General features: G+C 39.4%; 22 protein-coding genes and 2 pseudogenes. 5 read left to right on the top strand and 19 right to left on the bottom strand.

Annotation, left to right across the window (positions count from 1 at the left end):
• Positions 1–4: 4 nt before the first annotated feature.
• The 7 genes from gnd to LZD48_RS12440 all read right to left on the bottom strand — a co-directional run bounded on the left by gnd (position 5) and on the right by LZD48_RS12440 (position 8834).
• A complete protein-coding gene (gnd, locus tag LZD48_RS12470) occupies positions 5–1411 on the bottom strand; it encodes an NADP-dependent phosphogluconate dehydrogenase (protein WP_235763056.1) in 1407 nt (468 codons plus the stop codon).
• A 549-nt stretch (positions 1412–1960) separates the two neighbouring features.
• On the bottom strand, positions 1961–3454 hold the full coding sequence (locus tag LZD48_RS12465) for a tagaturonate epimerase family protein (protein WP_438822765.1): 1494 nt from the start codon (positions 3452–3454) through the stop codon (positions 1961–1963).
• 28 nt (positions 3455–3482) lie between these two features.
• Positions 3483–4487, bottom strand: coding sequence for a zinc-binding alcohol dehydrogenase family protein (locus tag LZD48_RS12460; RefSeq protein WP_235763055.1), 1005 nt, complete (start codon positions 4485–4487; stop codon positions 3483–3485).
• A gap of 3 nt (positions 4488–4490) precedes the next feature.
• Positions 4491–5975 carry a tagaturonate reductase gene (locus LZD48_RS12455; protein WP_235763054.1) on the bottom strand — a complete coding sequence of 495 codons (1485 nt, stop codon included), beginning with the start codon at positions 5973–5975 and terminating at the stop codon, positions 4491–4493.
• A gap of 36 nt (positions 5976–6011) precedes the next feature.
• The gene (locus tag LZD48_RS12450) at positions 6012–7292 is read right to left on the bottom strand and encodes a TRAP transporter large permease (RefSeq protein WP_235763053.1); all 1281 of its coding nucleotides are present in this window, start codon (positions 7290–7292) and stop codon (positions 6012–6014) included.
• Positions 7293–7772: a TRAP transporter small permease gene (locus LZD48_RS12445; protein ID WP_235763052.1), complete on the bottom strand. Its 480-nt coding sequence runs from the start codon at positions 7770–7772 to the stop codon at positions 7293–7295. It lies immediately after the preceding gene.
• Between the two features lie 42 nt (positions 7773–7814).
• Positions 7815–8834: a C4-dicarboxylate TRAP transporter substrate-binding protein gene (locus LZD48_RS12440; protein ID WP_235763051.1), complete on the bottom strand. Its 1020-nt coding sequence runs from the start codon at positions 8832–8834 to the stop codon at positions 7815–7817.
• Between the two features lie 834 nt (positions 8835–9668).
• Between LZD48_RS12440 and LZD48_RS12435 the strand changes: the two genes are divergently transcribed.
• Together LZD48_RS12435 and LZD48_RS12430 are read left to right on the top strand one after the other, a co-directional pair.
• Positions 9669–10664, top strand: coding sequence for a LacI family DNA-binding transcriptional regulator (locus LZD48_RS12435; RefSeq protein ID WP_235763050.1), 996 nt, complete (start codon positions 9669–9671; stop codon positions 10662–10664).
• Positions 10665–10743: 79 nt separating this feature from the next.
• Positions 10744–11133, top strand: a complete 390-nt coding sequence (locus LZD48_RS12430) for a thiol-disulfide oxidoreductase DCC family protein (RefSeq protein WP_235763049.1) — start codon at positions 10744–10746, stop codon at positions 11131–11133.
• Here the strand turns inward: LZD48_RS12430 and LZD48_RS12425 are convergent.
• The 12 genes and pseudogenes from LZD48_RS12425 to LZD48_RS12375 all read right to left on the bottom strand — a co-directional run bounded on the left by LZD48_RS12425 (position 11128) and on the right by LZD48_RS12375 (position 21906).
• A complete protein-coding gene (locus LZD48_RS12425; RefSeq protein WP_235763048.1) occupies positions 11128–12120 on the bottom strand; it encodes an LLM class flavin-dependent oxidoreductase in 993 nt (330 codons plus the stop codon). The two genes, LZD48_RS12430 and LZD48_RS12425, sit on opposite strands and share 6 nt — an antisense overlap.
• Before the next feature lie 127 nt (positions 12121–12247).
• Positions 12248–14152, bottom strand: coding sequence for an ABC transporter permease (locus LZD48_RS12420; protein WP_235763047.1), 1905 nt, complete (start codon positions 14150–14152; stop codon positions 12248–12250).
• Positions 14127–14897: an ABC transporter ATP-binding protein gene (locus tag LZD48_RS12415; protein ID WP_235763046.1), complete on the bottom strand. Its 771-nt coding sequence runs from the start codon at positions 14895–14897 to the stop codon at positions 14127–14129. Before LZD48_RS12415 ends, LZD48_RS12420 begins: the two co-directional genes overlap by 26 nt.
• Before the next feature lie 97 nt (positions 14898–14994).
• On the bottom strand, positions 14995–15972 hold the full coding sequence (locus tag LZD48_RS12410) for a sensor histidine kinase (RefSeq protein WP_235763045.1): 978 nt from the start codon (positions 15970–15972) through the stop codon (positions 14995–14997).
• Positions 15969–16670, bottom strand: coding sequence for a response regulator transcription factor (locus tag LZD48_RS12405; protein ID WP_235763044.1), 702 nt, complete (start codon positions 16668–16670; stop codon positions 15969–15971). Before LZD48_RS12405 ends, LZD48_RS12410 begins: the two co-directional genes overlap by 4 nt.
• Before the next feature lie 177 nt (positions 16671–16847).
• Positions 16848–17627 carry a glutamate racemase gene (gene murI / locus LZD48_RS12400; protein WP_235763043.1) on the bottom strand — a complete coding sequence of 260 codons (780 nt, stop codon included), beginning with the start codon at positions 17625–17627 and terminating at the stop codon, positions 16848–16850.
• A 62-nt stretch (positions 17628–17689) separates the two neighbouring features.
• Positions 17690–18412: a cytochrome c biogenesis CcdA family protein gene (locus LZD48_RS12395; RefSeq protein ID WP_310739828.1), complete on the bottom strand. Its 723-nt coding sequence runs from the start codon at positions 18410–18412 to the stop codon at positions 17690–17692.
• A gap of 20 nt (positions 18413–18432) precedes the next feature.
• Entirely contained in the window at positions 18433–18567 is a 135-nt protein-coding gene (locus LZD48_RS18785) for a hypothetical protein (protein WP_255771021.1), read from the bottom strand.
• A 36-nt stretch (positions 18568–18603) separates the two neighbouring features.
• Positions 18604–19154: pseudogene (locus LZD48_RS12390) on the bottom strand (aminomethyltransferase beta-barrel domain-containing protein); the annotation flags it as partial.
• 190 nt (positions 19155–19344) lie between these two features.
• Positions 19345–19887, bottom strand: coding sequence for a cysteine hydrolase family protein (locus tag LZD48_RS12385; RefSeq protein WP_235763042.1), 543 nt, complete (start codon positions 19885–19887; stop codon positions 19345–19347).
• Between the two features lie 13 nt (positions 19888–19900).
• Positions 19901–21361, bottom strand: a complete 1461-nt coding sequence (locus LZD48_RS12380) for a nicotinate phosphoribosyltransferase (RefSeq protein ID WP_235763041.1) — start codon at positions 21359–21361, stop codon at positions 19901–19903.
• Between the two features lie 272 nt (positions 21362–21633).
• Positions 21634–21906 carry a hypothetical protein gene (locus LZD48_RS12375; protein ID WP_235763040.1) on the bottom strand — a complete coding sequence of 91 codons (273 nt, stop codon included), beginning with the start codon at positions 21904–21906 and terminating at the stop codon, positions 21634–21636.
• Positions 21907–22034: 128 nt separating this feature from the next.
• On the opposite strand from LZD48_RS12375, the pseudogene LZD48_RS12370 reads away from it, so the two are divergent.
• The 3 genes and pseudogenes from LZD48_RS12370 to LZD48_RS12360 all read left to right on the top strand — a co-directional run bounded on the left by LZD48_RS12370 (position 22035) and on the right by LZD48_RS12360 (position 23869).
• Positions 22035–22374, top strand: a pseudogene (locus LZD48_RS12370) (winged helix-turn-helix transcriptional regulator).
• A gap of 171 nt (positions 22375–22545) precedes the next feature.
• Entirely contained in the window at positions 22546–22920 is a 375-nt protein-coding gene (locus LZD48_RS12365; protein ID WP_235763039.1) for a hotdog fold thioesterase, read from the top strand.
• Between the two features lie 31 nt (positions 22921–22951).
• On the top strand, positions 22952–23869 hold the full coding sequence (locus LZD48_RS12360; protein ID WP_235763038.1) for an EamA family transporter: 918 nt from the start codon (positions 22952–22954) through the stop codon (positions 23867–23869).
• The last annotated feature ends 191 nt before the right edge of the window (positions 23870–24060 follow it).

Below are 24060 nucleotides of genomic sequence, written 5' to 3'. Positions count from 1 at the left end.
TTGATTAGAACCAATTTGTATGGAACGTTCCTTCTTTATCTTTACGCTCATACGTATGAGCACCAAAGTAGTCGCGTTGTGCTTGGATTAAGTTTGCTGGTAAATCTTCCGCACGGTAGCTGTCATAGTAAGCAATTGCGCTTGAGAATGTTGGTACTGCAATACCATGCTCAATTGCAAGTGCAACAACTTCACGCAATGCATCTTGATAGCCTTCCACAATCTCTTTGAAATATGGGTCCAGCATTAAGTTCGCTAAGTTTGCATTGTTATCATACGCATCTTTGATCTTTTGCAAGAAGTCTGCACGGATGATACATCCCCCACGCCAGATCATTGCGATGTCACCATACTGGAGATCCCAATTGTTTTCTTCAGATGCTGCGCGCATTTGTGCGAAACCTTGCGCATATGAAACAATTTTACTCATGTATAGAGCTTTACGTACCTTTTCAATCAATTCTTTACGGTCGCCATCAAACTGGGATGGAGTTGGACCAGATAATACTTTGCTTGCTGCAATACGCTCATCTTTCAAGGAAGAGATGAAGCGAGCAAACACGGACTCTGTAATAAGCGGTAGTGGAACTCCAAGGTCAAGCGCGTTCTTACTTGTCCATTTACCAGTTCCTTTTTGACCAGCTTTATCCATAATTACCTCAACAAGTGCTTTGCCTGTTTCGTCATCTTTCTTCTTGAAAATGTCTGCTGTGATTTCGATTAAGTAACTGTCAAGCTCGCCTTTGTTCCACTCAGCGAATACTTCACTTAATTCGTCAGCTTCCATGCCAAGAACGTGTTTCAGAATGAAATATGATTCACCGATTAATTGCATATCACCATACTCAATTCCGTTATGAACCATCTTCACAAAGTGACCTGCTCCATTCGGTCCAATGTACGTAACACATGGGTCGCCATCTACTTTTGCAGAAATTGCCTCAAAGATCGGGGCAACAAGCTCATACGCTTCCTTCTGTCCGCCGGGCATGAGTGATGGGCCGTTTAATGCACCCTCTTCTCCGCCGGATACACCCGTACCGATGAAGTGGATACCTGTTTCGTCCAACATTTTATTACGACGCATTGTATCTTCATAAAGCGTGTTTCCGCCATCAATTAGAATATCGCCTTCTTCTAAATATGGTTGTAAGGATTCGATTGTTGCGTCCGTAGCTGGACCTGCTTGAACCATCAGCATGATTTTACGTGGCTTTTCAAGAGAGTTTACAAATTCTTCAATTGTTTCTGCACCAACGAAATTTTTGCCTTTTGCTTCGTTTGCTAAGAATTCTTCTGTTCTCGCGTACGTACGGTTATACACCGCAACGGAATAACCTCTGCTCTCAATATTCATTGCAAGGTTCTTACCCATGACTGCTAGGCCAATTACACCAAATTGTTGTGCCATATTAATCCCATTCCTCTCATAGATTGTGGTTTTTTATATCATCAATAAAGCTTTATATAAACATAATTACCATTACTTTAATCGGTATTCAAGATTAAATCGAGAACCAAAAAGGGACGATTTCCCTTCCTATTTATTCAAAAACATAAGGATTCCTTCCTGTCTCTCCCACACCAATTAATTGACTGGTCAAACAAATTAAGTGTTTTATAAATACATCATATCGAACTAGTACAGATTTTACAAGTAATAATGTATGGGAATACAAAGTGAAACTTCATTTAAATGGGGGGATTCCTTACCCCACCAAATGTTAGTTGAACAGAATCAGGAATTTACGGACTGTTTATCCTCCTCCTTCACCTTTTAGGCTTCCCTCATGTTAGAGTTGGGGGGATTACAGACCGTTAATGCGTGACAAATTGTAGAAATTACAGATTCATCATATAATCATTATATCAAATTAACGTTGTATATGGGTATTCAAATAAAGACTGCTACCCCTGTAAATTGTTTACATAAGATAACAGTCTGATTTATCTTTATCTTTTAAAACCCTAATAAATCTAAATGCTTACCAATATGTTTTTCAAGACCGACACGATATTCATCTTCATGTTTAATAAGTTCTGTGAAAAAGTCATCTTTGAATAAGTAAGCATTATTTTCATCTTTCGCAGTTAAAATGAGGCCGTAAGTGACATGGAATACTTGTCTTGCTGCATCGTTATCCATGTAACTCGACAATTCCTCATCTGAAACAGTATCTAACGGTTTAATACTAGTTAGATCTGGGGTCACATGATAATAATTCAATGCCTCATTGAAATTCTCCAGAGCAAATCGATGCATTACTCGATATAATTTTGGATTTGTTTTGGCAATTACGCGAATAGCTTCCAACCAGTTTGTACCTGCTGTTTTTACGTGGAGTACATCACCTGTATACTTTGCAATAATTGGAAACGCCGAGAATTTATCACTGCCCGAGTGGATACTGAGCTTATAGCCGAAGTAATCAGCGATTTTCGCATGTTTCTCTAGTTCCGATTCAAATTGTTCCAAATCTCCAATGTAGTCGATTCCTTTTTGGAATTCACCGCAAAATCTTGGTGCAAGGCTAGTTACTTCTACTCCCTGATCTAACAATTCTTTTGCAACAAAGAAATGTTCTGCTGGTGTGGTGATTGTTTCTGTTTCATCAATTGAAACTTCAAAGTCGATTGCCCTCGTTTTCGTGCGGATATACGCATTATAAACATGCACCATGTAATCAATGGCCTTCTCGTATACAAGAACATTCTTCATTAATTCTGTTTCATCAAATACGATGGAGATACCATCGACATCGAACGTTTTATTTAAATAATTACTTTCAAAATGCTGTCTCGTTTCTACTGATAATGCTTCGTACTTTTGCCGAATCTCACTCTCAGTTAAATTCGAGACTCCATTCACAATAAAATCTGAACAATCTAAGGTGAGCATGGACATGCCAATAGAAAGCGCATGTTTGATATCTTCCTCTTCTTTCAAATGGTCCCCGTCTGCTCCAAATCCGCCTTTATATCCTTCTTGAAAAACTGCAAAACTTGCAGCATCTACAATATCAGTCATTGATCGATTGGTCAGATTCAATTCACGAATACTTTGTTGGGCAAGAATCGGTTTTATATTGCGATTTCTTATCGTCTCGATATGACCGGGCGACGCCAGTCCCAGTCTATCGCCGAGGCCCATTGTTGCTATTTTTTTTCCGAATGCCTGTGGAACCGTGTAATCAAAATAGCGATTTAAAACAAGGCGGTTTTGATGGGATAACGGGCAAACCTTGCCTTTTCCCTCCATAACTTCACCAGATAATTCATCAAACAAGCTTCCTTCACCTGCAGCTAAAAGCTTTTTCCCTTCAGAATCATGTATCATCAACAAGCGTACCTCGTCATATTTTGTAAAAGACTTCTGATATACTTTAACACCTGTAACTTCTAAATCGATATTTTCATTTTTCATTTGCCCAAGAACTGTTTCTAACATTTTCATCTCTACAACTCCTTGTTTAAAGTCTTTCTTACAAAGAAATAATCGTTTTATTCGTTCTGAAATTACCAGCTTTGAAAAATTCCGGTACTTCGTCAAAATCAATCCGATTTGTTACATAAGAATCCTTAATTAAACCTTTTTCCAGACATTCAATCACATATTCAAAATCTGACTTCATCGCATTCCTGCTGCCCATTAAGGTTAATTCCTTTGCATGGAAATCAGGGTCAAAGAAGCTTATCGTGTCCTTCACAAGTCCAACATAAACAAGTTTTCCACCATGGGAAACATATTCAAATGCCTGGGTCATGGATTGTTTATTTCCAGTAGCATCTAACACGATTGATGGGAGTTCTCCATCATTCAACTCAAGAATGTTCTTTAAAGCTGTATCCCCAGCAATTACGGTGTGGTCAGCTCCTGACCAAGCTTTGCATGTTTTTAACCTTTCTTCACTCAAATCCATAATGATTGTTTTGGCACCTGCCAATTTCGCAAACCGAGCAACTCCCATTCCAATTGGTCCAGTACCAATCACGAGCACGGTCTCATCCTCTTTAATATCAGCTCTTCGTACAGCATGCGCCCCTATGCTCAACGGTTCAACAATCGCAGCCTCCTCTAGAGATAAATCATTCACGGCTAAGATGTTTTCCTCTGGAAGCTTGAATAACTCGGTCATCCCTCCATCCCGATGGACACCAATTACTTCCATATTTGTACAACAGTTTGTTTTTCCATTTCTGCATGCGATACATTCCCCGCAATGTACATAAGGGATTACTGTCACGACATCCCCTTTCTTCACAGATTCTACACGCTCCCCCACCTTTTCAACTACCCCGGATAATTCATGTCCCAATACACGAGGATAATCGAAAAATGGCTGATTTCCGCCATAAGCGTGAATATCCGTACCACAAATCCCAATTTTCTTAATTGAAATAAGTACCTCTTTTTCTTTTACTGTATGATCCATATCCTGAGTTATTATTTTCATTTCATTTGGTTCTGCACATACAATCGTTTTCACTTTTTAAAACCTACTTTCTAATTTTGTTAAAGCTCTTTTCATGCCTAATTTATCAATTAATATAAAATAATTAGCGATAGTTTCATAGAGTTCCGGCAATTCCTCATTTGTTGTCAGAAAGTCCCGCTCTATCATTTTTTTTATAGAGTTTACTATTTGATTTCTTGACTGATTTTTCACTTTATAAAACTCTTGAAACGACATAATCGTCCATTCATCATCGGTAATTTTATATTCAACTTCTTCTGCTACGCCTCTATAAAAGTAAAGTAGCGTTGCAAAAGAGAATGTCAGTCGTTGAGGAATTCTTTCATGGTTCTTCATATATGCGTATAAGCTTGGCCAAACCCTTGCTTTATATTTCGAATAGCTGTTTAAGCTAATGTCTGTTAGTTTATGATCCAAATAGGGATTGGAAAAACGATCGTACATTTGCTCGATATATTTTTCCGATATTGCTTCTATTTCAGGATTCAGTGTCACCGCTATCTCTTTCCGAAGTGTTAGATTAATAAATTGGAAAATACCTTTATCCTTCATTCCTTTACTGACTATATCTATACCACACAATATTCCTAGTGGAGCAAGCATGGTATGCGCTCCATTAAGTAACTTCACTTTTAGTTCCCGGTACATATTTATTGAGTCAAACTTTACGTTTAATCCGGCTTCTTTGAGCGGCAGTTTAGACTCCAACTCTTTCTCACCTTCAATCACAAACAAATGATAAGGCTCAGCTACTGTCAGTAAATCATCACGATAACCGAGCTCTTGGTAAATTCCTTCTGCCTTACTCTTTGGATATCCGGGTACAATACGATCAACAAGCGTATTACAGAAACTGCATGCATGATTCAGCCATTTAACAAAATCATCCGGCAAATCCCAATCAGTCGCAATTTGAATACAAATCTGCTTTAGCTTTTTTCCATTATCTTCAATGAGTTCACAAGGAATTATCGTCCAACCTTTAAGCTTATCCCCCTCAAAGTACTTATAGCGATGGTAAAGTAAGGAGGTAACTTTGCCTGGATAAGATTTCGGGCATTGTTTTGGGTCAAACCCCTCTTTCACATAAACAATACCTGCTTCTGTTGTATTCGAGAATAGGAATTCAACCTGTTCCTCTTGAACTAATTTTAAAAGAGACTCCCACTCTTCGTATGGATTAAAACCCTTCGCAATGGAATCTACCAAATGTGTTTCTTTAACAAATTCCCCGTCGACATTACCTTCTAAGAGCAATGTAAATAATCCGTCCTGCCGATTAATGAGTGGAGTTGCCAGGTCACTAGGAAGAGCTTGCACTGTAGCTACCCTTCCATTAAAATCTGTCTTTTGATTCATGACAGAGATCATCCAGTCGATAAATGAGCGAATGAAGTTTCCATCACCTATTTGCAGCACTTTAACAGGATACGCCTCATCTACCCGATCACCTTGTAATCTACCAACTAATTCTTTGTTCAATCTTTTCATTTCACTCATGTTAACACCTCACAAGGATAGTTTAAGACCAATTCGTTAAAACAGCGTTGGTAGCAACAAGGAAATTTGTGGGATATAAGCAATTAATAGACTTGCAATAATTAAAATAATAATAAATGGAATACTCGCCCTTACAAAATCTTCAATTTTCGTTCCCGTTATCGAACTCGTAACAAACATGATCGTACCTACTGGCGGTGTGATTGTACCAATGCTTAATGTCAAAATAAAGAATATCCCAAAGTGTACCGGGTCAATGCCATACTCTGATAACAACGGCAGGAATAAAGGTGTCAAAATAATAATTGCAACGTTCCCCTCAATGAACATCCCTAGAATTAACAGAAATAGTAAAATAACAACAAAGAACACAAATCTTGATGAAATTATTTCTGTTATGGAACCAGCCAACATCTGTGGAACTTGTTCTAACGTGAGCACCCATCCAAATGCAGTACCAGCGGCAATAATCAATAAAATTCCAGCACCGGTATGTACGGTTTCAACAATCGCTTTCTTTAAATCTCTTAATCCCATTTCGCGATAAACAAATAATCCAATGACTAAAGCATATAGAACAGCAATTGCTCCTGCTTCCGTAGCACTGAATATACCAAAACGAATACCACCTATAATAATAATCGGGAAAACGACTGCTAAAGCAGCATCCTTTAAACCAGAAAAGAACTCTTTCGCTGTTGCCTTCTCTTTCTTCTCCGTTTCCAAGTTATGCTTTTTCGCATAGAAATGAACGTAAATCATCAGTAATACAGCAAGTGTAAGTCCAGGAAGAATACCCGCCATAAATAAATCACCAATAGAAACATTCCCAACATATCCATACATAATAAGTGCAATACCCGGCGGAATGATAGGCGTGATAATTGCTGCAGTTGCTGTTAATGCAGTGGAAAAGGCTTTGTCATACCCTTTTTTCACCATGCTCGGCACAAGCATTTTTGACTGCATCGAAGCATCCGCAATATTCGAGCCAGATAGTCCACTCATTAAAACACTAAGCGTTATGTTAACCTGTCCTAAGGCACCCGGCAGTGGCCTTGTAATAATTTCAGCAAAAGCAAGCAGCCGTCTTGTAATTCCTGTATAGTTGAGTAAAATCCCCGAAGCCATAAAGAATATAATCGCCATCAATGGTACAGATTCCAAGCCGCTAATCATTCTCTGCACTAATACCATTGCATTAAAGTCATTGGCAAATATGAAGTAGAGTGCCACACTTGCAATAATTGCAAATGCAACCGGGACATTAATAAAAATTAGAAAGATTAAAGCTACAAGCATAATTGTTAAAGCCATTTATAAGTCCCCTTTCATAGGCAAATCTCTTTGAAAGGATTTGATCAAATGTCTGGTATAATGATACGTAATTAAGACCCCGCCGAGTGGCACAGCAATATCTATCCACGTGTAGCCAATTCTTAAAGTCGGCGTAACTTTAGCCCCTGCATTGGCAGCCAGTTCAAACCCCAAATAAATAAACACATAAAAGAAAACAAAATATAACACCGCTGACCGAAGAATCTTTGTCGCCTTTTTAATCCTTTCAGGCAACTTTCCTACAAAATAATCAATACCTATATGCCCTTGTCTTTTCATCGTTGAACTTGCCCCGACAAAGACTAACCAAACGTATAGTGCTAACGATACTTCTTCTGCCCAAAGAATTGGCATGTTAAATATATAACGGAAGATGACATTGACAATTGTAATACTGATTACTCCTACCAAAGCAATGGAAGCAATGAAATCGTCAACATTATGAATCCATTTTTTCATCATAGAAACCCCCTTATCAGTTGCGTACGAACATTGATGTTATTAATTCTCTTCTAACAACGACTTGACTGTTTCATATAAGCCATCTGACCAACCTGGGAAGGATGTATAAACTGCTTCAGCTTTCTCCCTGAACGGCTCAAGATCTACTTCATGAATTTCAACACCTTGATCTACAAAATCTTCTAACACTTGTTCATTCAATTCTCCCAGAACTTCTCTGCCATACTCTGCCGCTTCAATTCCTGTTTCTTTTAAAATGTCCACCGTTTCTTCTGGTAGCGTATTCATGAACTCTGTACCTGCAATCCACGGACTCAATATTTTCGTGTGCCCTGTCAATGTCAAGTGTTTTGCGACCTCATTTGTTTTTGAACCGGCTAATACAGGCAATGGATTTTCTGCACCATCAATCAGTCCTTGCTGCAACCCCGTATAGGTGTCTGATAAAGGCATAGGCGTTGGTGATGCACCAAGTGCTTCGAACGTATTTATATACATACTATTGTTTGGAACACGAATTTTTTTACCCTTTAAATCCTCTGGAGTATTCACCGGGCGAACAGTCATTAAATGACGCTCCCCATATATCGTAGTCGTGTTAATAATTTCAATGTTTTCCTCGTTTAATTGATTTTCTAAATCAGCGAACCAATCTGTAGTTGTTAAGTTAATAAGCTCATCAAAATCATCTGTTAAATATGGTGCTGTTAAAATTCCTGCATCCGGAACATAATCCATCAGAAAGTCATAACCCGTAAAAATAACAACATTATTCCCCATGATTGCTTGCTCCACAACATCTTTCTCAGAACCTAATTGTGAACTCGGATAAATATTCAACTCCAACATGCCATCACTTTTTTCAGCGGCTAATTCTTTCCATTTTTCCGCCATAAGTGCTATTGGTTCATTTGGATTATTCCCATGTGCAATATTAATTACGATTGGCTCTTCCCCGTCCTTGCTGCTTGCTGAACTAATATTCTCTCCACATCCCGCTATCAACAGGGAACAGGCTGCTAATAAACAAAATAATATACCTCTTTTTATTGAATGCATGATGGCTTCCCCCTCAGATAAATATCATTATTTTGATAAACTAATGAATTTCATAATACGTATTTAATGCTTCACCATCACCATATGTAGTTGAGTTTGTTCGTTCCCAACTACATATGGTGATGGAATAGCCGACTTTGGTGATTATGAAATTCATTCAAACTCGAAGATTTTTACCTAAACTTATTAAACACTTACTTTCCCCTTTGTTATAGAAAATTACTAGTTTATTGAGTTGCTTATCCTCCTATATCTACACGTCAGTTAGCCCTAATAACCCGAATAATTAATCAATATACCGTTTTCATCATTCAAGAAAAGATAGTAGCACTTACGCTTAACAATGATTTATATAAAGCGTCTTCACGCTTTCATCAAATAACAACGTTGTTATTTTAGTGAAAGCGGAATAAAATGTATAGAAAATCAATCTAGTTAATTAAGTAAGTACAACTTTAAATTATATAGAATATAGCGTTTTCAAATCAATTAACAACGTTGTTAATTTTATGGTATACTAGTTTCTAAGAAAATGCAAACATTATTCGTTTGGCATTTTTTTGAATACAGAGATAGGTTATCTAAATGAATTATATCTTTATTTTAAATGGAATTAATAACAATGTGCTATAACTTTAATTATCCTTTTACTAAATTGTGTAGCACCCATCGGAAAAAACATTTATTTTAATGAATTTCATAATACATATTTAATGCTTCATCATCACCATAAGTAGTTGGTTCGTTCCCAACTACATATGGTGATGGAAAAGCCGACTTTGGTAATGAGGAAATTCATTCATTTAATAATATTTTAGAAGCAGGTGAACAAATATGAAGGTTACTATTAAAGATATTGCAGCTGTTGCTGGAGTAAGCTATTCCACCGTTTCGAAAGCATTGAATAACAGTCCCCTTGTTCAGGAGAAAACTAAAAGGAAAATTATCAAACTTTCACAAGAAATGGGGTATAAACCAAACTTTGCGGCTCGAAGCCTGGTATCGAATCAAACAATGGTTATTGGTTTGATCTGGCCGACGATTGATAGAATTGTTTTATCCACATTAGTAACTAAAATAAGCAATGAAATAAGAAATACTGACTACTCGATGGTACTTTCCGTTGATCCTGTTGAAACATCAATTGAAACTTTCAAACGTTTCCAGGTTGATGGCATTATATTATTTGAAGAAAACATCAGTAATCCAATCGAAACCGAATCATTGCCAATATTATCATATGGGGTAATAAATGACGCTAGAAAAAATTACCCGACTATCGATCCGAATTATGAAGAAGCCATGAATAAGGCAGTGAAATACTTATTCGGTTTAGGACACACGAAGATAGCATATATTAGCAATCTTTCATCACCTGATCCGATGCAAATTGAAAAAAATAGAAGCTTCCGTAAAGCGATGCAACTCCATGGTCTTTCCATAAAAGATGAGTATATAATTGATACAGAAGGATTTAACTTTTATGACGGATATACAGCTACAAGTAAATTATTAAATCTGCACGACCGACCTACTGCTATAGTTGGTGGAAGTTATGATTTAAGCTCCGGGATTATCCGAGCCATCTCAGAAAAAAAATTAAGCATCCCTAAAGATATTTCAGTAATCAGCTACGATAATATCCCTGAAATGGAAAATACAGAAGTCCCTTTAACCTGCATAGGAGTTTCTATTGACCAACTAGCAACTGAAATTGTACATTCTATGATTAAGTTCGTGGAGAATAATGTAATATCAAATCCAAAACAATTTAATAAAAAGATGAGCCCTGTGCTTGTTGAAAGAGAATCCTGCGGAACACCAAGTTGACTACTTAACGTATTACCCAATCACATGTAGATAATTCATAGAGTTTTAAAATTATTGATTAAGACTGGAGGGAATGGGTATGAATAACATCATTCTATTTGATGGGGAATGCAACTTTTGTGATGCAAGCGTCCAGTTTATTATAAAAAGAGATCCAAAAGCTGTTTTCTCATTCGCTTCCCTCCAAAGTGATATAGGAAAACAACTTTTAGCTGCATACGAACTCTCTGGGAATATCGACAGCATGGTGCTTATTACAGACGGGAGAGCCCACATCAAATCCAGTGCTGCACTACGGATTGCCAAGGAGTTATCTGGGATATGGAAATTAGCTTACGCCTTCATCTTTGTGCCACATCCCGTTCGAGACTTGTTTTATGATTTTGTCGCGCGAAACAGATATAAATGGTTTGGGAAAAAGGTAATCTGCACAATCCCTTCTCCTGATGTGAGAAAAAGATTTTTATAACAGCTCTTTCGCCAACAACCGATACACATCCAACCGCTTCTCTTGTGAATGCGGGATACTCACAATCATCGCTTCATCAAAACCATATTGCTCCTGCTGCTCCCTTAACGTTGCCGCCACTTCCTTTGCACTACCGACAAGGTGCAATTTACGATTATCCTGAATTTTCATCTTGTCCACTTCTGTTAATGGAAAATCCTTTGCCTCTTCTGGTGTCAAAACTTGCATGTTTTTCCCTTTCATGAAGAGCAGACGCCAAATATCCTGCGGTTTCGCTTCAAACTCCGCTTCTTCCCTCATTTCCGCAGTCGTTACCATATAGCAAACATTAATTTCGGGTTTATCCATGAAACTGGAAGGTTCAAAGCTATTCTTATAGATATCAAATACTTCTTTTTCCATCTCTCCGGTGAAAAACTGAGCGTAAGAATATCCCATACCATTGCGCCCTGCTTGTGTTGCACTGTCACCCGTTGAACCGAGCAACCATGCTTCCGGCAAAGTGACCTGATAAGGTGAAGCAATCATCCGGTGATATAACGGATCGTCCGGCATCTCGTCGTTGATGAGCTGAAGTGCGGTTTCTAATTTCTCATACATATTATGGACCATCGGCTGCCTTCCTTCCGACAACGCGTAAATGGAATAATTATCACCGCCCGGAGCTCTTCCTACTCCGAAGTCAATTCTCCCTGGGGAAAAAGCACTTAATGTTTTAAACACTTCGGCCATCTTCAATGGGGAATAATGCATCATCATGATCCCACCAGTTCCGATTCGGATATTCTTCGTTTTTGCAGCTAAGTGGGCTGCAGTGATTTCCGGTGCGGAGCTTGCGAGCGTGTCCGTATTATGGTGTTCAGCCATCCACATGCGGTGGTACCCTAACTCATCCCCTAAAACAGCCAATTCTTCCGCTTTCTTTAAGGCATCAGGTGCTCGGTTTCCTTTAGTAATTGGAGCCTGATCCAGTATACTTAACTTCATTCAATCGATCCCTTTCCAATATTTCTAGTCTATAACCTAGTATAATACATCACTTTTTCAATGCCATTCATATGCCTACATTAAAAAATCCTAAAGCAGCCGCAAGGACCACTTTAGGATTGCTCTATTAATTCGTAATATAACTCTTTATTCTCCGTATATAATTATGCCGGATGAAAATAAAGTAAATGATTTGAATAAGAGTAAAGCTTCCAAGTACAAGAACAGAACTTTCCAGCATACTATAGTTAAACATGTTTTTAAGTGCGGTTAACGCAACAGCCCCGTGAATGACCGCAGTGATGATAGGGATAAAAAACAGTAATGCCAGCTGTGTTGTTAGTACCTTGGATAACTCCTTATCGGTCAGTCCGATTTTGCTAATCATCGCGAACTTCTGCTGTTCATTTTCTAAATCAGCATACAAGCGGAAGTACAAGAAGCTACCTGCTGCTACGAAAAACACAGCACCAATAAACAATCCGATAAACAGAACTGTACCGTAAGATTGATTGATAACATACCAATCATAACCGAGATTACTAAAGGTAAAGTGCTCCCCGTATCCATTCGTGTCACTTACGCCTAAGTCTTCCAGGAGCTGTTCTCCCATATCCGCTGTTGCCTTCCAGTCATCTACCTGGAAAACATAGAAGGTTTCCTGCTCAAAGTCCGTGATTGCATCGTAAAACGCATCGTCGACAATTAAATAATCGTCAAACGTACGCATCAGAACCGAACCAAATGCCGTTTTCTGATTAATTTCCTTACCAGCAAAGTCAATCGTGCGTACCTCTTCTATATCCTCCGCCTCCATCATCGTACTCTGATAATAAAGGTAAGCCGCCTCCTGCCCATCTAACGCAACCTGCTTCTCGCTCCGTCCGCCTGCTTCTGCAATTGCATTGAATTCCGATTCCGAAATAACACCTGTGAGCGGAACATATTCAGTGGCCAGGCTCGGTATCGAAACATTTTTAATATGAACAGGTAATTTCTGATACGAAAGACCATCTAATTTCTCTTCAATAAGTTGGATATGCTCTCCTTCTTGCTCGTTCTCAACACTGGAGGAATATTCAATTGCAAATGGACGCTCTTCCGCTAAGCTATTCGTAAGCATAAACCGGAAACCGACAAGCGTACCTATCGCCGTAAACGCAACCGTCGATACAATCGCAACAAAGAAGAAGGTTCGCGCATTATCCTTCATCCGGTGTGCCAAATCGGAAAACAATACGAGATTCGTCTTTTTCCAAAACAGTCCTTTTCGTTTTTTCAACCGATTGATGATAAAGACACTTAATTGGGTAAAAAGGAAATAGGTCCCAATAATGACGATAACTGTTACAGGAATCATGGCGAAGACCACTTTATCCCCTTTCACCGTTAAAGCGACACCATAGCCAACCGCAAGTAACACAGCAGCTAATAGCGAGAGCACAACAGAAGCTTTCGGTTCCTTCTTGGGGACAGCACTTCCTTTGATTAAATCAATTAATTTATTCCCTTTTAAGATGAACACTGTAAAAAAGGAAATCACAACAAATAGAAGTAAAAATGCACCACAAGTAAGAATGATCGCTTCCCATGGCATATAAAACGGTAAGGATTCTTTTAATTCCAGGACCGATTCTGCCGTCATCAAGAGAATCTTCGCAAACACAAGCCCGATCCCCACACCGGAAATGGTCGCAATGGAACCGATCAACACATTTTCTAAAAAGACCATCTTACGCAATTGCTTGTTCGTCATTCCGAGCATGACCATTAAGCCGAACTCCTTCTTCCGTGAGTGGAGAAAGGCACTCATCGATACGAGCACAAAAATAAAGGAGAAAACATAAATAATTCCTTCAGCAAAGTGCAGACCTACCGTAACGCTCGGATGTACTTCTTTTAATGCCGGATGAAAGGCAAAGATTCCATAGACAAAGAAAACCATTACCGAGAATAAGCTACTAAGGAAATATGCAGCATAGATCTGTTTATTTCGTAAGACATTATTAAACGCGAATTGACGAAAGGTCACTTGCATCCCCTCCCAACAGCGATAACACGTCAATTATTTTTTGGAAGAAAGTTTGACGATTATCCCCGCGCTGAATTTCGTTATATAACTTCCCGTCCTTAATAAAGACAATCCGCTCCGTGAAACTTGCAGCAATCGGATCATGGGTCACCATCATCATTGTTGTCCGGTCCTCTCGATTAATCTGCTCAAGCATTTCCATTACCGTCCGAGACGCTTTCGAATCAAGGTTACCTGTTGGCTCGTCCGCGAGCACCATTTTCGGCCGGTGGATAATCGCCCGGGCAATTGCCGTCCGTTGTGCCTGTCCGCCGGATATTTCGTAGGTACGGTTTTGTAAAATTTCCGAGATGCCGAGCTTGTCAGCAACTGCTGCGACACGCTTTTCCATTTCCTTGACCTTTGTTCCCTCAAGTGTAAGCGGCAGGACAATATTTTCCTCCACGGTCAATGTCGACAGCAAATTAAAGTCCTGAAACACAAAACCCAATTCCCGGCGGCGGAACTCTGCCATTTCATTATGCTTCATCTCTAGCAGGTTCTTGCCATTAATAAGTATCGACCCTGAAGTCGGCTGATCAATTGTTGCAACCATATTGAGCAATGTCGACTTCCCGCTTCCGGAAGGACCCATGATTCCAACAAACTCTCCTTCTTCAATAACTAAATCAATATCTTCAAGCGCCTTATGCGTAACTTTTCCATCATATATCTTACTTAACTTTTCCGTTTTTAAAATATCCATGTTAAAAACCCCTTTCCTTCTACAACTAGTGTAAAAGAAAAGAGGAATTTTAAACATCGGTATAGCTTTCAATTAGCTTACATTTCTGTAAGGTTCCTTATTTATCGAATATTAATTTGAATAATGTCCCTTTTCCATGCGTGGATTCGATTTCAACCGTGTGGCCCAGTTTGTCACATATATCCCGAACGAGCGAAAGCCCCATCCCGGTCGATTCCCGATAAACCCTTCCATTTTCTCCCGTAAAAAATGGGTCAAACACCCGTTTGATATCTGACTTGGGAATACCGACTCCATCGTCTTCGATCAGTAATTGGACACCTGCTTTCGTTCTAGCTTCGGATATATAAATCTTATCGGATTTGCCTGCTGAGTATTTTACAGCGTTTGTCATGATTTGATTAATAACAAAAGCTAACCATTTTCCATCTGATTCCACGGCAACTTCTGAAAGATTAAGCTCTGGGTAAACTCTGTTCTTAATGAATAAGCGTTTATTATCACGAATCACTTGTTCGACTGCCTGTTTTAACGGAACGAGCTTCACATGAAAGTCTTGTGCAAACACTTCTAGGCGTGCAGCATATAATACCATTTCCAGTCCCTTTTCAAGCTTATCTGTTTCTTCACGGATACTATGGATCTGCTCATCATCATAATCCTGAATAATTAACTCAATGACGGATAATGGCGTCTTCATCTGATGCACCCATTGGTTAATGAATGTCATATGCTCATTTTTCTTACTGTTTGCAACGGCTATTTCCTCGATATATAAACGATGCTGTGCTTTTAAGAGATTGCTTAAGGCAGCAGAAAGTGGTGCAGCGTCGAACGTGTCAAACACTTCCTCCAGCCGGGCGATAGGACTTGTCAAGACTTGATAGAATTTCCGTAATGTGATGTAACGATATACTAAATAGCCTGTTAAGAAAAAGATGCCTAAAAATAAAATATAATAGATTAAGGATACTTCACGAAAGTCGCTTAACCAAAGCACAGTCACGATAACTGCTAGTTGAATAACATTAATTAGAATGAGCGGAAACTGGTCACGAAAAAATAGTTTTATCATGAACCCTGCTCCCAATTCACGATGAGCCGGTAGCCTGCACCCCGGATCGTTTCTATTGCACCTTGAATTCCTAACTCCTGCAATCTTTTTCGGACACGGGTAACATTCACGTTCAGTGTGTTTTCATCAACAAAGGCTTGGTCATCCCACAGCTTTTCAAGAAGTAAATCCCTTGATACGACTCTTGGAGAACGACTCATCAGCACCTCAAGCAGCACAGCTTCTTTCTTGGTGAGCGTAATTACTTCTCCACTCTTCACTAATTCCAGCCGTTCCACGTAAAGAGTTAATCCTTCCAGCTCAATTGTTCGTTCTTCCACTTTTGGTGCATATTCCCCGTAGGCTCTCCGTAAGTTGCTCTTAATTTTCGCAACGACGACTTCGTAGGCGAATGGTTTCGTAATATAATCATCTCCACCATTTTCCAGTGCCATGACTTGATCCATCTCCCCTGAACGAGCGGAAATGAATATGATCGGACAAGTGGAGATTTGTCTAATCTGTCTGCACCAGTAGAAACCATCAAAGCTAGGTAAATTAATATCCAATAATAGAAGATCTGGCTGAATTTGTTGGAACTCTTCCGTTATTGCATCAAATTGCTCTGCAATTACTGCGTCATAGCCATATTTTTGCAAATGGTTCTGCAGAAGGGTGGCAATCTTCGGGTCGTCCTCGATAATTAAGATTTTCGCCATTGGCAATCGTCCTTTTCATCAGATTTTGATTATCTCCAGTATAACGCATGTTTGCAAAATAGGAAAAAGACGCTCTCTCAAAGATAGAGACGAGGGAGTATCCAAGCAACACAAAAAAGCAGTGTTATTATTCACTGCCTTTTTGTAGAGGTTCCATCACTTTCTTAAACTTGTACGTTATTCTATCTTGTCTAGCATGACCAACAGATTCTTATAATTAGATAATGTTTCTTTATCTTCAATTTTAACACCGGAACTAAAATATAATATATCTCCTGTTCCACTGCTCATCTGATTCCTTGCTTCGAGAATTCGTCTCAAGTTTTTCGCCGTACCAATACTTCCAGAAATAATATCGACTTCTTCAGGGAATATGCTCCTCATACTCTTTTGAAAAAACGGGAAATGGGTACACCCAAGCACGACTGTCCCAATCTGTTTTAAATCAAACGAAGCAAGCTCTTCTTTTAAGTATGGTACCACTTTCTCTTCCCGGTATTCGAAGCGCTCCGCAAATTCGACGAGCTTGGGAAGAGGTAGACTCTCCACAATATCCTGATGATCGATTCGCTCTACTAAGTTATGATACTTTTCCTCTTTGAGCGTTAAATTCGTTGCGAGTACTAATACTTTTTTTCGCTTTCCCTCACATCTTTGGACAGCGGGCTTAACGGCTGGTTCAATCCCTAATATAGGGATATCGTACTTTTCACGAAGGTCGTCGACTGCAATACTTGTTGCCGTGTTACAAGCAATCACCAGCGCTTTAATTCCTTGTCCAACCATAAAATCAACAGCATTAAAAATATATTCCTTTACCTCTTCTTTTGATTTTTCACCGTATGGAGCGTTTGAGGTATCTGCGTAATAAATATAATCTTCTTTCGGTAACCATTTCAATATTTGATGAAGAACGGCCAACCCGCCTACTCCAGAATCCAATATGCCTATTCTCACTGTTTTCACTCTTTCTCTCTATTGCACGCCCGAATCAAAAATAGCTCTCTTGCCTCATAAGACTAGAAGCCTTGGAAGTCCCCAAAGATTGGTGTGAAGAGGGAATTAAAAATGGTGAACATATCAAAAAACAATATAATTCCCATCACGATCATGATGCTCCCGCCGACTTTCATGAAGGCACCACTATATTTTTTAATCCACGTAAACTTCGCAATAAAGAATGCCATTAACAGAAACGGAATACTAAAGCCTAAAATATAAGCCCCCATATACCAAATGCCTTGAGACGGATTCGCACCCACAAGTGCTAACGTAGCTGCTAATATCGGTCCCATACAAGGAGTCCAGCCCAGTGCAAAGGTTAAGCCAATCAACACGGTGCCTAGATAACCAGAGGGCTTGTTTTTCACGTTCAGTTTATGGTCTTTCATCAAAAGAGTCGGGTTAAATATCCCAATCGTTACTAGACCAAAAAATACGATGAAGATCGCACCGACTTGACGTATGATATCTCCGTATTGCATATACCACGTCTCGATTAAAGTGGCGCTTCCAGTCGATCCTAGTCCGAGTACAAGATAAATGATTGAAAACCCTAATAAAAAGAATAAGGTATGAAATAACGCTTTACGTTGTCTTCCCACTTTACCGCTTTGTACATCTGACACACTTAATCCAGTAATATAGGATAAAAATGCTGGATAGAGCGGAAATACACAGGGTGACACAAAGGATAATACACCTGCTCCAAATGCTAGAATAATAGAAACTTCCGTCAGCATGCTCCATCTCCTTTGCTTTTCTATTTCATTTCTTTACATTGATTTAATTGATATAGTGCCAATGCAAGTTCTTCTTTAGAATAATTCATAAGCAGCGACTTTATTTGATTTCTTTCTTCTTCAGAAAGCGTCTTTATCGTCTCAGGTGCACACATGTCAATCTTCCCCTTCACAAATGTCTTCGCTAATCCTTATCCTACATAGGATAAGTGTTTGTTATCACGATACACTTGATTGATTGTTCCCCCACCAAGGCATTCTTCTCCTTGATAGAAAACAACTGCTTGTCCCGGGGCTATCGCACGAATTGGCTCATGGAAAATGACTTTAACCTTTGAATCATCCAATCTTTCTACTGTTACTTTATTATCTTGCTGACGATAGCGGAATTTAGCTGTACATTCAAATTTATCCGGAATATCACTGCTTGAAATCCAGCTGACATGATCGGCTATAATGCTATCCGAGTAAAGCAATTCATGATCTGATCCTTGGCCGACATATAGAACATTCCTATCCATGTCTTTTCCAATTACAAACCAAGGTTCGCATCTCCACCGATTGCAAGTCTCCGTCTTTGCCCGATTGTATAATACATTAAGCCATCATGTTCTCCGACAACCTGACCATCAAATGTTTCAATCGTTCCTTTTTGAGCCGGCAGGTAACTGCTTAGGAACTCCTTGAAGTCGCGTTCACCGATGAAGCAAATGCCTGTACTGTCTTTTTTAGATGCAGACGCGAATCACGTCTTCGCTAGAAAAGGTATGAAGCACTTGACCGCGGATGGCACGTAAATAATCTTCTCGAAGTGCTAGTTGTTCGACCTTTTCGGCTTTTGTCTATCCGGCTTCCCGCACTTTTTTCGCTAATTCATTAATCCTTGGCAACAATTCAATCATCATTTTCACCAACCTTACTCTGTTTCATGATTATTCAATAACATCTGTATGGAAACAACGTACCATATGGTTTATCATTGTTTCTCCTAAATCCGTAAATGTCGCTACGCCACGTTTGTGAATAGCTGTTTTGAAACCTTCTGCATCCGCTCCTGAAACGGTTAAAAAGTCACAAATATCGGTCGTCACTCCAACGGTATGAACCTTTTCCACCCCCGCATTCCTGAAAATTTCGGCAAGACCTGTTTTAAAGAATGCGTTATAGTTTGTCTTTGGTGAATAAATTAGATTTTCATTATCCTTATTCGCTTGGTACCAGTCATTTAATTCTCCATACAGTTGTTGGCCTTCCGTATCCACAATATTATGAGGCGGCCATAATTCAAAGTGAGGGTCATTTGGTTGATGGGCATCCATGGATACAACAACCATCTTTCCTGCTTCTAAAAATTCCGTTGCTAATTCCTTGATGTATGGAACAATTTTCTGTGCTGGTTTTCCGACAGTCAACGGTCCGTCATCTGCTACAAAATCATTACTCATATCAACAATTAATAACGCTTCTTTTACCACTTTAAACCCACTCCTACCTAATATTTTTCAAACTGTGTTTTTTCGCCTCTTCGATATTTCTCATCTTATTATCCCAACACGCCTGACTTAAATCAACCGGGTATTCAGCCGGGTTTAAAGAACGCTTGTATTCCTCCCATAAAAGATCCAATCGCTCCTCAGCGTAAGATTGAATCTCTTCGATTGACGGATTTTCATACACAAGCTTACCGTCCGTAAAGATTTCCTCATGCAAATCCTGCGCAATGAAATTGGTGACAAACGTTCCGATGTACGTATGCACGGGATGGAACATATGAAGTTTAGATTCTTTTTCAGGTTGTTCAAAATCAAGGGCGATATAATCCCCTTCTGATTTATTCGTCAGTTTGTTAATAATGCGGTATACCTTTTTCAAACCTGGTGTTGTAACTTTTTCAGGACTTGAAGAAATTTTGATTCGATCTGTCATCTTTCCACTCTCATCTTCCATGGATACCATCTTATACACAGCGCCTAGAGCTGGTTGATCGAAAGCAGTAATTGCTTTCGTGCCAATTCCCCACGCATCAATTTTCGCTCCTTGGGCGTTTAAATTCATAATGGTATATTCATCAAGATCATTTGAAGCGATGATTTTCGTATCAACAAATCCTGCTTCATCTAACATTTTCCTTGCTTCCTTGGAAAGATAAGCCAGATCTCCGCTGTCTAACCGAATACCTGCAAAATTGATATCGTCACCAAGTTCTTTTGCAACTTTAATCGCTGTTGGAACACCTGATTTTAATGTATCGTAGGTATCCACTAGAAAAACACAATTCTTATCAGATTTTGCATACTTGTGGAATGCGATATATTCATCTTCATATGCTTGAACATAGGAATGGGCATGTGTCCCGGCAACAGGAATACCAAAGCGTTTTCCTGCTCGAACATTACTCGTACCGGAGAATCCGCCGATAAAAGCTGCTCTCGTTCCCCATAGTGCAGCATCAAATTCATGAGCACGTCTCGTACCAAACTCGGAGACAAGCTGGTCCTTTGCAACTTGCTTAATCCGTGAAGCCTTGGTTGCAATAAGGGTCTGGTAGTTCACAATATTTAACAAAGCTGTTTCAATTAACTGCGCTTCGACTAACGGAGCTTCGACACGAAGAATGGCTTCATTACCAAATGCAACCTCTCCTTCCTTCATCGCTCGGACATTCCCTGTAAAGCGTACCGTTCGTAAATAATCAATGAAGTCTTGCTTGTAACCTAGCTCTATTAAATAACTCAAGTCACTTTCAGAAAAATGAAAGGTCTGGAGATAATCGATGATTCGTTCTAACCCAGCAAATATCGCGTACCCATTTCCAAATGGCAGATTCCTGAAATACAATTCAAAAACCGCATTTTTATGATGAATATCATCTTCCCAATAAGCTTTTGCCATATTAATTTGGTACAGGTCGGTATGAAGGGCGAAACTGTCATCAAGATAGCTGTTCATAACAATTTCCTCCTAAGCTTACTACTGTCTTTGTCATTACCATTATAAACCATCTTTACCCTAACTGTTTATCCAATTGTTTCTTCACTTTTTTTGTAAGAGTTCTTTTGCAAACTCAACAAGTTCATGTGCTTCTTTTGTCCGGATAAAATTAACATCTAAACCATCAGAACCCAAGCGGAAACGATCGAGTGCATCCGCATCTTTGAAAATCTGATATAGGAGCACATCACGCTCACTGAGTGTTGAGGATTTTTCAATTTCAGATAAACCTAATGCAGCATCCTAATCATGGTAGGCGGTAATATAGTAGGTCGCTTCATGATAAGGCAGGTCGGACTCGCGGCAATACGTCTTATAGTACTATCAATTCCATATTTATCTGCAAATTCACCAAAGTACTGCTGGAAGGTTTCATCTGCCTCATACCAGTTCAGTCCAGCTGCCGCAGACATCCCTGCCGCTCCGCCAACTATAATCGCCTCAGCTTCTTCGATTTTTTGCAATAAGGTTAGGGTATAACCTTGATATTGTTGATCTTGCATGCTGCGAGTTCATCCAATCGCGTTTTGCAACATAACTTAACATGAATCTAAATGTATTATATAGTTTATATAGATATAATAATAGTATGTACTTTTTTGATACATAGTCTCTAAGAGGTTAGTGTAGAATGGAAATAAATAAGAATCATGTTTTGGACAACCAGGAGCCTGCTTTTGGATATACACTTTCCATCATTAATGGAAAGTGGAAAATGCAAGTTATTTATCACTTATCTCGGAGTGGTGTTATCCGCTACAAAACTCCAACGCAGAATCGGTAAGATCACGCATAAAACACTTAGTACGACGCTAAAAGAAATGATTCGTGACGGGATCATCCACCGTAAAGAGTATCCGCAGATCCCCCCTAAGGTGGAATACAGCCTTACTGAAAAAGGGCACTCCCTCTGGCCTATCATTCAAGAAATGTGTCAATGGGGATTGGATAATCAGCCTTTTGAAGAGTAATTAGTCGATGGTAGCTTCAAACTGTATAAGGAAAGAAAAACCCGGGATGAAGTTTTATCACTTCATCCCGGGTTTTAAGTTTGATTATGATGATCTACATTTCCTACCATTTTACTAATCGTTTAATCCGCGTTAAGATGATGTAAAAGTGTCTTACAAGGGGTGGACTAGATGAATACAATCATCGATGCAATTGGAATAGAAATAGTCGAAGTGAAAAAGGAGAAAGTAACAGCGACAATGCCTGTACACGGACCGACACGCCAGCCTTATGGACTGCTTCACGGCGGAGCATCAGTAGTGCTTGCAGAGACCGTAGCCAGTGTAGGAAGTATGAATCTAGTAGATGCGAAAACGGAAGCAGCCGTTGGACTTGAAATTAATGCGAATCATATCCGCAGTATGCGTGACGGAAAAGTAGTCGCGGTTGGAAAACCACTCCATATCGGGAGAACAACCCATATATGGGAGATTAACATTACAGACGAGGCAACAGGCAAACTGGTCTGTGTATCACGCTGTACGGTTGCAGTCATTAAAAAATAATGGATGAAAATATTGTAATGGAGAAGAAGAGATGGACAGACAGAATAGGAAACTAGGATTTCTCTTAGTTATTATCGGTGCAACACTCTGGGGAGTCGGTGGTACGGTTTCCCAAAAGCTTTTTCAAGATTTCCAAATTGAAGTAGATTGGCTTGTTACCGTCCGGCTGCTTATTTCGGGGGTCTTATTATTAACGATTCAATACCTCTCAAGGGATAAGAAACAAGTATTCGATGTTTGGAAAAATAAACGAAATACGTTCCAGCTCCTTATATTCGGACTTTTTGGTATGCTTGCGGTCCAGTATACATTTATGGCTTCGATTAACCACGGAAACGCAGCGGTTGCCACTCTATTGCAATATCAGGCACCGATTATGATTATCGCCTATTTGTTGATACAAAGGCAGATGAGATTAAGAAGGATGGATTTGATCACCGTCTTCCTCTCCTTAAGCGGTTGTTTCTTATTGCTGACGAATGGTTCCTTATCAGGATTATCTGTCCCTGCTCCAGCAGTCATCTGGGGAATCCTATCTGGAGTCGCTCTCGCTTTTTACACCTTATATGCTGCTTCACTCCTCGCCTATTTCGATTCTCTCGTTATTGTCGGCTGGGCGATGGTCATTGGCGGTGTTACGCTGAGCTTTATTCATCCGCCATGGCAAATGGATTTTGCGAGCCTACCACTAGAAGGGTATCTTTATTTATTGTTCATCGTGATTTTTGGAACGATGATTGCCTTTTGGTTTTTCATTGAGAGTTTAAATAGTCTCTCACCAAAAGAAACGAGCTTGGTTGGAAGCCTTGAACCGCTCGCCGCAGTTTTAACGACCGTGTTTTGGCTGAAAGAACCGTTTGGATCCTTTCAATGGCTTGGAACAGCTTGTGTGATTGCAATGATAGTCTTTATGGCTTTAGCGGATAGTGAGAAAGCTGCATTTGAATAAGGAAAAGACATTCAGGAATATGACTTGGATGTCTTTTTTATGCATCTTAGTAATTTTTACTATCTGCTTGGGTTCATTATACCTTTAATAGGTTACAGGTTGCTTTATGGTATTTTGGGTGTTGTAGTATTAGCTTCGACTGTGCTCTATTTCATTTTATATGGCAGAAAAGAAAAGGAAATGTTAAGAGT

It is taken from the genome of Oceanobacillus alkalisoli (assembly GCF_021556485.1).
In the GTDB taxonomy this organism is placed as follows: Bacteria; Bacillota; Bacilli; order Bacillales; family Amphibacillaceae; genus Oceanobacillus; species Oceanobacillus alkalisoli.
This window is presented reverse-complemented; position numbering and strand designations above follow the sequence as displayed.